This is a genomic window from Pseudomonas sp. D(2018), from assembly GCF_005502555.1.
GTDB classification, from domain to species: Bacteria; Pseudomonadota; Gammaproteobacteria; order Pseudomonadales; family Pseudomonadaceae; genus Metapseudomonas; species Metapseudomonas resinovorans.
In genome coordinates this window covers 154,385-166,180 of the sequence record NZ_SCOK01000001.1, presented here as the reverse complement: position 1 = coordinate 166,180, position 11,796 = coordinate 154,385, and the positions used below count along the sequence as shown (strand labels likewise).

Genomic DNA, 11,796 nt, shown 5'->3' with positions numbered 1-11,796 from the left:
ACTAACCCTCTCCAATGGCGAAGCCCTCGGCTCGCATCTTTTTCAACAGGTCCTGCCAGCGCGACAGTTTCTTGGTATCACCGGCGCGCTTGGCGCCGGTGTAGAGGCCCTCGGCATTGAAGGCATACACCGGCAGCAGGTCGGTGCGCTGGGAGGCGGGACGGATCTCGCCGATCAGGTTGTCCAGCACCAGGGGATCGGCGGTCGGGGTCTTGTAGTAGGTGAGCACCATATGCGCCTGGTTCTGGCGCAGGGCCTTGACGTAGGTGATGCGCAGCTTCTCGGCGGGAATGCCGAGCCGGCGCAGGGTGAAGTACTTGGCGATGGAGTAGTCCTCGCAGTCGCCTGCCCCCTTCACCAGGGCCTCGACCGGGGTGGCCCAGTAGTCGTTCTCGCGCCAGGTGCGGATATCGTCGGTGAAGCGGATCTGGCGGTTGAAGAAACGGTTCACCGCGCTGAGCTTGTCGGCCTCGGGCAGGTCGGCGCTGCCCTGGATCAGCTCGCTCCAGGCAAGGATGCGCGCCTTGGCCGGGCCGAGGTCGCCGTAGCGTTTCGAGGCGTTCTGCAGGATCAGCTCGAAGTCCCAGTTGGCCAGCACGCTGGCCAGGCAGAGCAGCAAACCGGCGAGCAGGCAGCCGCCTTGCCATGCCAGCCACGAGGGGTTCCGCAGTTCCTTTGCTGCCCACCGTTGCCGCATCAGCCGTCTCTCCGCCCAGGATGCTCAGAGTCTAGGCGGAAATCGGCGATCTGCCGGGGCTTCAGTGGCTGCGCAGGGTTTTCTGGCGAAGGATGTAGACGCTGACCAGCACGGCGCTGGTGAGCATGAAGCCACGGGCCCAGGGCAGGGGCACGAGGAAGCAGGAGAGGGTGATGCTGGTCCACATCAGGCCCAGGGCGTAGACCTTGCCCTTGAGGGGGATGCCCTGGCCTTCCAGGTAGTCGCGAATCCAGGGCCCGAGTTTCGGGTGTTCCACCAGCCAGAGGTAGAAACGCCGCGAGCTGCGTACGAAGCAGGCCGCGGCGAGCAGCAGGAAGGGCGTGGTAGGCAGCACCGGCACGAAAATGCCGATCACGCCCAGCACAACGCTGAGCCAGCCGATGATCAGGAGGACCATGCGCAGCGCCGGGTGGCGCTGTTGCTGGATATCGCTGTGCGCCATGCGCGCCTGGCCTTAGTGGTGGCGGGGCTTGAGCAGGGCGGGCTTTTCTTCCGGGGCGTTGCAGAGCAGGAAGAGGGCGGTCAGCAGTTCGGGGATCTGCTCGATCATCTCGTCCACCAGGTTGCGGTCCTTGGCGATGTCGGCGAACTCGGGCTGCTCGTCGAACAGGCCGGAGCCCACCATGATCGGCAGCAGCAGTTCACTGACTTCTTCCTCGGCGTTCTCGAACCAGGCTTCTTCACGCAGGAACACGCCTTCCATGAAGCCGATGCACCAGCCGCGCAGGTCGGAGTCGTCCGGGTCACTGCCCAGGTCCAGGTCGCACGGCAGTTCGGGGTCTTCATCGCTGGCCAGTTGGCGGGCGATGTGGGCCTTGAGGGCCAGCAGGGTGGTTTCGATCTCTTCGCGCTCGGCGTCGCTGCGGTAGTGCGGCGGCTCTGCGAACAGGGCGTCGATCCATTCACGCTCGGGCACCTGGTCCGGGCAGATCGACAGGGCGGTCAGGTAGCCGTGGGTGGCCACATAGTCCAGAGCCTCCTCGTGCAGGTCATCGGCGTCGAGAAAGGCTTGCAGGCGGGACAATTGCGCAGCGAAGGACATCGTGGGACTACCTTGAGGGATAAACGACGCTGAATTCTAGTCGAGTGCGAGGTCCGCGGCAAAAGGCACGCGCGATGGGCGATGGGCGTGGCCATCTTGCCGGTGCGGCTGACGTATAATGCGCGGCTTGTTCCGGAGACCCCCATGCTCGATCAGGCACTGCGCATCCTCAAAGACGTATTCGGCTACGACGCTTTCCGTGGCAACCAGGCCGCGATCATCGAACGTGTGGCGTCGGGTGGCGATGCCCTGGTGCTGATGCCCACCGGCGGCGGCAAGTCGCTCTGCTACCAGGTGCCGGCGCTGCTGCGCGAGGGCCTGACGGTGGTGGTTTCGCCGCTGATCGCGCTGATGGAGGACCAGGTTGCCACCCTGGATGAACTGGGTGTGCCGGCCGTGGCGCTGAACTCCATGCTGACCGCTGAAGCCCAGCGGGAGATCGCCGATCGCATTCGCCGGGGCGAGATCAAACTGCTCTACCTCGCGCCTGAGCGCCTCGTGCAGCCGCGAATGCTGGCATTCCTGCAGCGGCTGCAGATCGGCCTGTTCGCCATCGACGAAGCCCACTGCGTATCCCAGTGGGGGCACGATTTCCGTCCGGAATACCTGCAACTCGGCCAGTTGGCCGAATTGTTCCCCAATGTCCCGCGCATGGCGCTGACCGCCACCGCCGACATGCGTACTCGCGAGGAGATGGTCCAGCGCCTGCACCTGCAGAACGCCGAGCGTTTCCTGTCCAGCTTCGACCGGCCGAACATCTTCTATCGCATCGTCGCCAAGGATCAGCCGCGCAAGCAGCTACTGGGCTTCCTGGCCGAGCGGCGGGGCGATGCCGGCATCGTCTACTGCATGTCGCGCAAGAAAGTGGAGGAGGTGGCGTCCTTCCTGTCCGAGCAGGGATTCCCTGCGCTGCCCTATCACGCGGGCCTGCCCAACGACCTGAGGGCGTTTCACCAGAAGCGCTTCCTCAATGAGGAAGGGCTGATCATGGTCGCCACCATCGCCTTCGGCATGGGCATCGACAAACCCAACGTGCGCTTCGTTGCCCACCTGGACCTGCCCAAGTCCCTCGAAGCCTATTACCAGGAAACCGGTCGCGCCGGCCGCGACGGCCTGCCGGCGGATGCCTGGATGGCCTATGGCCTGCAGGATGTGCTGCTGCTCAAGCAGATGTTGAGCAACTCTGAGGGTGACGAACGCCACAAGCGCATCGAACAGCACAAGCTGGACGCCATGCTGTCGCTCTGTGAGGAAACCCGCTGCCGCCGCCAGGCACTGCTGACCTACTTCGACGAGGAGTTGCCCCAACCCTGCGGCCACTGCGATATCTGCACCGACGGCGTACAGACCTGGGATGCCACCGAACCGGCGCGCCAGGCGCTCTCGGCTATCTACCGCAGCGGCCAGCGCTATGGCGTCGGCCATCTGGTCGACCTGTTGCTGGGGCGTGACAACGAAAAGGTGAGGTCCTCTGGCCACCAGCACCTGTCGGTGTTCGGCATGGGCAAGAGTCTGTCCGAGAATGAATGGCGAACCCTTTACCGGCAGTTGGTCGCCCGCGGCCTGGCCGATGTGGACCTGGAAGGCTTCGGCGGCCTGCGGTTGACCGAGGCTTGTCGCCCGCTGCTGCGCGGCGAGGTGCGACTGGAGTTGCGCCGCGACCTGTCGACCAAGGCACCCAAACCAACCGCCAGCGCTGCCAGCCAACTGGTGCGGGGCGAGGAGCGCGAGCAGTGGGAAGCCCTGCGTACGCTGCGCCGCAAGCTGGCGGAAGAACACAGCGTGCCGCCCTACGTCATCTTCCCCGATGCGACCTTGCTGGAGATGCTACGCAGCAAGCCGCGCAGCCTGTCCGAAATGGCCCAGGTCAGCGGTGTGGGTGCGCGCAAGCTGGAACGCTATGGAGAGGCCTTCCTCGAGGTACTGAGCGGTACCGGAGAAGCGCCGCCGGCCGTTGCCGACCTGCGCCACGAGTTGGTGAGCCTGGCTCGTGCGGGCATGACCCCGGCGCAGATCGCCCGTCGGCTCAATTGCAGCGAGAAGAATGTCTACAGCCTGCTGGCCGAGACCATCGGCAACCAGCAACTGAGTCTGGAGCAGGCGCTGGACCTGCCGGAGGAACTGCTGGGCGAGATCCAGGATGCCTTCCTGGACGGCGAAGGTGAGCTGCCGCCGGTGGCAGAAGTGGCCGAGCTTTTCGCAGGCCGGGTGCCTGATGGCGTGCTGCATTGCGTGCGGGCGGCCCTGCAGGCGGAATTCGAGACCTGATTGGTTCGAACTTGACGTAAAAATGGCGGGATAAAGCGACAAACTTGTGACGCCGCGCACGACCGGCTAATGTGCGTCAGAGGCCTCCGACAGAAGAGGTAGACGTGTCCTACAGCAATACTGCCTGGCTCAATGACGTCCGCCCCAATCCCTATGCCGATCAAATGGCCCTGGGGTTTCGGCATCTGCGTTTCTCGCCCTCCCTGGAGCGTGAGTACCGCGACTATTTCCTTGAAGAGAATTTCGATCTCAAGCGCATTGCCCTTGGCGTCGGCCTGCTGATCTGGCTGGCGTTCGCCGTGCTCGATTTCTATCTGATCAGCAGCGAGGAGCGCTGGTGGATGCTGGCCGTGCGACTGGGCGTGCTGGGCTTGTTGCTGGTGTGCGGCGTGCTGATGCTCCAGCGGCGCCACCGCAACTTGCTGGCGCCGCTGAGCCTGGTTTGTATCGGTGCTCTGGGAATAGGCGCCGGTGCGGTGGTAGCCATCGCCCATCGCAGCGATCCGTCATTCCCCTATGAAGGGCTGGTGCTGGTGTGCATGGCTGCCTATTTCCTGGTGGGGCTGCGGCTGGTGGAGGCCTTGGGCGTTTCGCTGGTGATCCTGCTGGCCTATGTGGGCCTGGAGCTCTGGGCCGGGCTGCCCTGGCCGCGATTGATCAACAACCTGTTGTTCCTGTTGTTCGGCAATGTGGCGGGCGCCGTCGGTTGCTACCTGCTGGAATTCAAGTCTCGCGAGCACTTCCTTATCAGCCGCCTGATGCGGGTCCTGGCGGATCATGACAGCCTGACCGGTCTCCATAACCGCCGCAGCTTCAATCGTCAGCTGGAGCGCCTGTGGCGCCAGGCCCAGCGCGAAAAGCACGGGCTGGCGCTGTTGCTCTGCGACGTTGACCACTTCAAGGCGTACAACGACCGCTACGGTCACCAGGCCGGCGACCAGGTACTGCAGCAAGTGGCCCGGGTGCTGGAAGGAACCGCGCGCCGGCCCCTGGACATGGCTGTGCGTCTGGGAGGCGAGGAGTTTGCCGTGCTGCTCTATGACATCGGCGAACAGGAGGCGCGTCGCTGCGCCGAGACACTGCGCGCGGCGCTGGAGGGCCAGTCCATTCGCCACGAGGCGTCACCCACCGCGCCGGTGTTGACCATGTCCATCGGCGTTGCCTGCATTCATCCGATTCCAGGCATGCCCCTGGGCAAGCTCTACGAGCTGTATGAACACGCGGATCGTGCGCTCTATGAAGGCAAGGCTTTCGGCCGTAACCGGGTCGTGGCATAGATAGTCGCTCCGGATGGCGCGCGCCGTGACTGCCCAAGGCCGCGGCCGGTGCTAGCATCGCCGCTCCTCCCGCCTTGAGCGACCTGCATGGACAAGCTGATCCAGGCCGATGGCCGACCGCATTACGGCATCTTTCCCGCCGCACCGGGCGTCATCAACTACCGCGACTTCGACTTTCGCTCGCCCATGGGGCGCCGCCGCGGTGCGCTGGCCAAGTGGCGTCGCTTCCACCAATTCCAGTACTTCGGCCTGCTCAGCAACGAATTGATCGGCGGCTGCGCCCTGGCCGACCTGAGCCTGGCGGGCGTCGGCTTCGTCTATCTCTTCCACCCAGCCAGTGGGCGCATGATCGAGCGCCAGTTCAAGCTGCCGCTGGGGATGGGCACCTCGTTTTCCCAGACGCCGGACGAGGGTGTCTGCGAGCTACGCCAGGGCCGCAACCTGCTGCGCCTGGAGAATCGTGGCGATACGGGGGAGAAGCGGCTTCTGGTGGAGCTGGATGACGGCACTCGCATCGACGCGCGATTCAGCGAGCGGGAGCCTGCCTTCCAGCCCATGTGCATCTGCACGCCGACGGCGGTGAACGGTTGGGTATATGCGCAGAAGGTGGCGGGCGTCACCTGCCGGGGGCAGGTGAGCAGTGTCCTGGGCAACTTCGATCTCGGGCAGATCGGCGCCTACGCCCACCACGATTGGTCGGCCGGCTATATGCGCCCGGAAACCCACTGGAACTGGGCCTGCCTGTCCGGCCTGGCCGATGGGCTACGGGTTGGACTGAACCTGTCGTGCGGGGTGAACGAGACCAGTTTTACCGAGAACTGTTTCTGGCTGGATGGGGAGCTGCTCAAAGTCGATTCCGTGCGTTTCGCCTTCGATCGTGACCAGCCCCTCAAGGCCTGGACCATCGCCTCGCATGACGGCCAGGTGGCGTTGACTTTCGAGGGGGCAGGGTTGCATCAGGAGCGGCTGAACCTCGGTTTCATTGCAAGTAATTTCAAGCAGGTGTTCGGCTGCTTCAGCGGCACCCTGCGGCCGATCGGGCGTCCGCCGGTGCGAATCGAGCGTATGTGGGGTTTCGTCGAGGACCAGTATGTGAAGTGGTAGGGCAGGGGGGCTTGCTCGCGGCATTCGGCTATGATTAGCTGGCTAATTATTAGTATAAGAAGTCCGAGTCAATTTCGATGTCCTATCCCGATCAACACCGTTTCGCTATGCAGCTTGCGCAGATGTCTCGCGCTTGGCGCGCCGAGCTCGACCGTCGTCTCGCCGGCCTCGGGCTGTCCCAGGCTCGTTGGCTGGTGCTGCTGCACCTATCCCGTTTTGAAGAGTTGCCCACCCAGCGCGAGCTGGCCAAGAGCGTCGGCGTCGAAGGCCCGACCCTGGCTCGCCTGCTGGACAGCCTCGAAGCTCAGGGCCTGATTCAGCGCATGGCCGTCATCGAGGACCGCCGGGCGAAGAAGATTGCCCTGTGCCCGCCGGCTCGCCCGTTGATCGAGAAGATCGAAGCCATCTCCAGCCAATTGCGCCAGGAGCTCTTCGCCGGTATCGACGAAGAAGAATTGCGCCATTGCCAGCAGGTTCACGCGCGGATACTGGCGAACCTGGACAACTTCTGATGGGGCAGGACCTTGAGGCGCTGCACGGGCGCTTCGGTGCCCGCTATCCGCAATGGCTACTGGCTTTGTTGATGCTCGGCAGCATGGCGATGATCCTTGCTTCCACCAGTATCAACGTCGCACTGCCGGCGATCATGGACGACTTCGACATCGGCCGGCCGCTGGCGCAATGGCTTGCCACCGGATTCCTCGCCGCCATGACGGCTGGCCTGCTGCTGGCGGCCTGGTTTCAAGCGCGGCTGGGGGCACGGCGTACGGTGCAGCTCGGACTCGGCTTGTTCGGCCTGGCGTCGCTCCTTGCGCTGGTGGCGACGTCCGCCTGGCAGCTGATTGCGCTGCGCATTGTCATGGGGGCCTGTGCCGGCATCATCCAGCCACTGGCGATGGTGCTGATCTTCCGCGTCTATTCCGAGGGTGGCCGTGGCCTGGCCCTGGGGATCTATGGGCTGGGCATCATGGTGGCGCCGACGCTGGGGCCGACCATTGGCGGTTATCTGATCGACCAGTTCGGTTGGGGCGCGGTGTTCTGGCTGCCGCTGCCGCTGTGTTTGTTGGCGCTAATAGGCGCGCAATGGTTGATGCCCAGTGTTCGCGACCGCAATACACCCGGCGTGGACCTGCGGGCATTCGCCCTCCTTTGCATCGCACTGTTCGCCCTGCTCGGCGCTCTGGCCGAGGCCCAGCGCTTCGGCTGGCTGGCGCCGAGCACCTGGTTGACGGGGACGCTCGGCCTGGTATGTGCCGCGGCTTTCCTGCACCGCAGCCGTGCCTGCGAGAAGCCTTTGCTGCCGCTGCAGCTCTGGCGCCATGCTGCGTTCCGCAACGCCAGCTGGGTCGCCCTGGTGCTCGGTCTGGGGTTGTACGGGTCTACCTACCTGATCCCGCTCTTCCTGCAAACCGTGGAGGGTTACAGCGCGGGTCAGGCCGGTCTGCTGCTGTTGCCGACCGGCGTTGTGCTGGGGCTGGCATCCTTTCTCGGTGGATGGGCCAGCGACCGTCTGTCGGCTGCTTTCATGCTGGTCGTGGGCCTGCTGGTGTTCGCGCTCTCTTCGGCCGCACTGGGTCTGATGGGGGAGGGGACATCCTTCCTGGCGCTCTGTGGCTGGGCCTGTGTCGGCCGGCTTGGGCTCGGGTTGCTGCTGCCGGCCATGAGCACAGGGGCGCTGGATGTCCTCAGTCCGGAAGAACTGGCCCTGGGCGCCGGCGCCATCACGTTCGTTCGTCAGCTGGGAGGCGCATTCGGGGTCAACCTGCTTACCTTCTTCCTGGAGTGGCGCCACACCGCCGGAGGCGGCGATGCCGTGGCCGAAGCGCTGGCGTTCGAGCAGAGTTTCTGGCTGGTTGCGCTGCTTTTCCTCCTGGCGGTAGTGCCGGCGCGAGGCGTGCGTCCTGCAAGGAAGTGAGGTTGCAAATCGCACGACGAAAAATTTGTCAAGCCCAATAGCGAAATTCTGTGGATTGTGGAGTAAGCTACAACGCAGGTCTGTGGCCAGCTGCCATTACGACGGGCAAGGGAGCGAGAAGCCCGGTGCCATGGGTCTTGAGTGGGATGGATAGGGAGCGGCATCCCGCTATCATTGTTGTTTTGAGGTCAAGGTTTTCACGACGTTTCGAGGATGCCCGGGCGGGACATCAGAGGCGTGATTCGTGAGTGCGAATGACCGGGGAGGACGTATGGCAAGGGTTCACAAGCTCCTTCTGACGCTTGCATCTGGCTCTGCACTTTATTCAGGCCTGGTGCCCGCGCTGGGGCTAGGCGAAATCACCTTGCACTCCGCCCTCAACCAACCGCTGGATGCCGAAATCGAGTTGCTAGAGGTCGGCGACCTCAATGACAGCGAGATCAAGGTCAGGCTGGCGTCCGCCGACGATTTCGAGCGTGCCGGTGTCGACCGTTTCATCTTCCTCAACGACCTGCGCTTCAGCCCGGTGATCCGTGGCTCGGGAAGTCGCATCCGTGTGGTGTCGAACAAGCCGGTCCGAGAGCCCTACCTGAATTTCATCGTCGAAGTGGCCCGCCCCAATGGCAAGCTGCTGCGCGAATACACCTTGCTGCTGGACCCGCCCGGTTCCGCCTATACCGCCAATGCGGCGCCGATCAACCCAGCCCGCGCGGTGCCTGTCGCAACCTCGAGCGTGGCGCCGGTACAACCCAAGCCGGCCCCTGCGGCCACCCAGGGCAAGTCCTACCAGGTTGCACGGGGTGACAGCCTTTGGTTGATCGCCAAGCGACTCAGTTCGGGCAGTGGCGTGACCCAGCAGCAGATGCTGGACGGCATTTACGCCCTGAATCCCCAGGCTTTCCCCGGTGGTGATATCAACCTGCTCCATGCCGGCCAGTCGCTGCTGCTGCCGGATAGTGCCGTGCTGGCCAGTGCCCCGGCACCTGTCGCCACAATCCCGGCGGCCGTACCGATCGAGGCGCCAGCCCCTGCTGTCGTGGCACCGTCCGGTCCGACCCTGGAAGCGTTGACCCAGGCCCAACAGCGGGTAGATTCCAGCATTGCCGAGGGTGACGCCGAGCGCGCTGAACTGCGCCAGCATATTGCTGAGTTGCAGGCCAAGCTTGACGCCATGCAACAGCAATTGAGTGGCAGCGATCAGCAGATGTCGGCATTGCAGACCCAGGTCCAGCAAATCACCACCGCTCCAGCTGTCGAGGCACCGCAAGTCCAGCCGTCCCCGGCTCCCGCAATGATCCCTTCCGCCCAGGCCGCCGAGCAAACCGCGCCGATGCCGGTGCAGGAAAACAGCTCCGGCATCAGCCCCTTCTGGTGGGCGATCATGGTGTCCGGCCTGGTTCTGTTGTTCCTGCTGGATTGGGTGCTGCTGCGTCGCTCCCGTCGCGAAGCCCAGGAGCAGGAGCTGGAAGAAGCCCAGACCACAGGCAAGGCCAAGGTGGCCTTCCAGCATCGTCATCAGGACGTGCAACCGGCCGCCCCTGCTCCGGTATTCGCCCAGGCTGCCGTTGCGCCGTTGCAGGTCGTCTCGGTGCCCAGTGCCAAGGCCCACTCCGATGCCCTGGAGGGCGCCAACATCTACATCGCCTATGGCCGCTGGCGGGAAGCCCTGGCCGTACTGCGCCCGGCTGTCGCCCAGGAGCCTCAACGCCTGGAGCTGCGTTATCGCCTGCTGGAAGTGCTTGGCGAACTGCGTGAGCCGGTGGCCTTCACCCTTGAAGAGGCGGCCCTGCGCGAGCTGCACGCGGATGAAGATCGACTGGCCACCATTCGTGCCCGCTACGCCGGCGTGGCGTCGGCGACTGCTTCGACAGATCCCGTATTCGTGCTGGAAGAAGCCACACCGACACTGGCAGCAGCGAGCAACGAGCCAATCGATGGCCTGCAAGCCGACTTCGACGGCTATCCGCTGGATGCCGACTGGGAAGAGGTCAGCCCCTTCAAGACCGCAGAACCCAAGCGCAAGGCGTCTGTGGTCCAGGCCTTCCCGACGGTGGACGACGACGTGGGCTTCCCCACCAATCTCCAGGAGCTGCCGGAAGTCTACGAGCTGACCCTGGATGCCGACACGCTCAGCCCGTTCGGTGAGCTGCCGGAGCTCGCCCAGGCGGAGAGCCTGGACGAACTCACCGCCGAGTTCGTCGACCCTATCGCCAGCCTGGACGATTTGGACAAGCTGGATGCTCGCCAGGAGAACCTCATCAAGCTCAATCTGGCGCTGGCTTATATCGAGCAAGGCAATATCGAAGCGGCCTGCAGCATCCTCAACGAGGTCATCAGCGAAGGTGACGATCAGCAGAAACAGGAAGCGCGCGACCTACTCGCGAAGATTGCCTGAAACGCCTCAGCCTGAATGAAGAAGCCCGGACTTGATCCGGGCTTCTTCATTCGGGGAGATTCCATAGATCGGATGCAGTCCATGCCCGGCTCTCGATGGGTAGCCCTCCGGCCTGCTTGGCGAATGAACCCGCCCTACGACGTCCGCGACGGTGCAGGCTGTGCCAGCCCGATCACCCGCTTGGTGGCCAATACCAGCCAGCAGGCAAGGATGAAAGGGGCGGTCATGGCTGGCAGGCCGATGGCCTCGAAACCGGGTTGCAGCGTGACGCCCAGCAGGATGCCGGCGAGGGCGCACCAGGGACGGCGCAAATCCTTGCCCAGGGCCAAAGCGATCAGCGCGCCATTCAGGCTGAACAGGCCACCCAGTACCGCCTGCATTGGCATGCCCTGGAGCAAGGCGAGAACCAGCGCGGTAATCGAGCCCAGCAGCGCCCAGAGCGCTACCCGCCAACCGGCAAGGAAGAGCGCGCCCAGCACCAGGGCTCCGGCGAGGGGTTGGTCGAGGAACATTACCTGGCCGATGCCCCGCACGAACGCCAGCGCCGTGTTGATCCAGCCGGGTTGCAGCGTTGCGGCGGCTTCAAGGGCTGGCGTCAGCTCCAGCGGGCCACTCAGGGTCAGCAACAGCCAGCCGAGGCCGACGAAAGGCGAGGTGTAGGCCGGCAGCCAATTATGTTGGCGCGTCGCCTTGAGCAGGGGGTTGAGCAGCAGGCTGGACAGGCCGCTGGCGCAGAGGATCAGCAGCGCGAGGTAGAGCGAAGGCTCGAAGCGGGCGCTGAGCAGTAGGCCGAGCAGGACACCGTTGTAGCCGTAGAGTCCGGCCTCGATGTCTTCAGGGGCAAAGCGACGGCGCACGGCCGTAAGCCAGGAAGCGGCACCTCCGAGCAAGGCACCGCCCAGCAGGTTGGGGGCGCCGACGGCGATGGCGAGCAGGATCAGCGCGCCGCAAGCAGGGTGGCGCTGGAGGAAAATCTGGCTGAAACCGTTCAACTGGGCAGTCGCCCAGCTACGGACTTCGGGTCGTAGAGGCAGTCGATACATGGCAGCTTGAAAAAAGAGGCGCCCCGGTGAAAGG

General features: G+C 64.3%; 10 protein-coding genes. 6 read left to right on the top strand and 4 right to left on the bottom strand.

Annotated features, from left to right (window positions below):
* Position 1 precedes the first annotated feature (1 nt).
* The 3 genes from lapG to FFS60_RS00675 all read right to left on the bottom strand — a co-directional run bounded on the left by lapG (position 2) and on the right by FFS60_RS00675 (position 1,760).
* Positions 2 to 697 carry a cysteine protease LapG gene (gene lapG / locus FFS60_RS00685; RefSeq protein ID WP_051246764.1) on the bottom strand — a complete coding sequence of 232 codons (696 nt, stop codon included), beginning with the start codon at positions 695 to 697 and terminating at the stop codon, positions 2 to 4.
* 61 nt (positions 698 to 758) lie between these two features.
* On the bottom strand, positions 759 to 1,160 hold the full coding sequence (locus tag FFS60_RS00680; protein WP_036997579.1) for a YbaN family protein: 402 nt from the start codon (positions 1,158 to 1,160) through the stop codon (positions 759 to 761).
* 12 nt (positions 1,161 to 1,172) lie between these two features.
* Positions 1,173 to 1,760: a YecA family protein gene (locus FFS60_RS00675; RefSeq protein ID WP_028629724.1), complete on the bottom strand. Its 588-nt coding sequence runs from the start codon at positions 1,758 to 1,760 to the stop codon at positions 1,173 to 1,175.
* Positions 1,761 to 1,904: 144 nt separating this feature from the next.
* On the opposite strand from FFS60_RS00675, the gene recQ reads away from it, so the two are divergent.
* The 6 genes from recQ (at position 1,905) to FFS60_RS00645 (ending at position 10,719) form a co-directional block, all read left to right on the top strand.
* Positions 1,905 to 4,028 carry a DNA helicase RecQ gene (gene recQ, locus FFS60_RS00670; RefSeq protein WP_137820808.1) on the top strand — a complete coding sequence of 708 codons (2,124 nt, stop codon included), beginning with the start codon at positions 1,905 to 1,907 and terminating at the stop codon, positions 4,026 to 4,028.
* Positions 4,029 to 4,192: 164 nt separating this feature from the next.
* A complete protein-coding gene (locus FFS60_RS00665; RefSeq protein WP_051246779.1) occupies positions 4,193 to 5,305 on the top strand; it encodes a diguanylate cyclase in 1,113 nt (370 codons plus the stop codon).
* An 87-nt stretch (positions 5,306 to 5,392) separates the two neighbouring features.
* On the top strand, positions 5,393 to 6,409 hold the full coding sequence (locus tag FFS60_RS00660) for a DUF2804 domain-containing protein (protein ID WP_137820807.1): 1,017 nt from the start codon (positions 5,393 to 5,395) through the stop codon (positions 6,407 to 6,409).
* 77 nt (positions 6,410 to 6,486) lie between these two features.
* Positions 6,487 to 6,921, top strand: coding sequence for a MarR family transcriptional regulator (locus FFS60_RS00655; RefSeq protein ID WP_028629728.1), 435 nt, complete (start codon positions 6,487 to 6,489; stop codon positions 6,919 to 6,921).
* Positions 6,921 to 8,324, top strand: coding sequence for a DHA2 family efflux MFS transporter permease subunit (locus FFS60_RS00650; RefSeq protein WP_028629729.1), 1,404 nt, complete (start codon positions 6,921 to 6,923; stop codon positions 8,322 to 8,324). Before FFS60_RS00655 ends, FFS60_RS00650 begins: the two co-directional genes overlap by 1 nt.
* Positions 8,325 to 8,688: 364 nt before the next feature.
* Positions 8,689 to 10,719, top strand: coding sequence for a FimV/HubP family polar landmark protein (locus FFS60_RS00645; protein ID WP_305955941.1), 2,031 nt, complete (start codon positions 8,689 to 8,691; stop codon positions 10,717 to 10,719).
* 134 nt (positions 10,720 to 10,853) lie between these two features.
* On the opposite strand, the gene FFS60_RS00640 is transcribed toward FFS60_RS00645, so the two are convergent.
* Positions 10,854 to 11,762 (bottom strand): urea transporter, encoded by a 909-nt coding sequence (locus FFS60_RS00640; protein WP_051246770.1) that lies wholly within the window; start codon positions 11,760 to 11,762, stop codon positions 10,854 to 10,856.
* Positions 11,763 to 11,796: the final 34 nt, after the last annotated feature.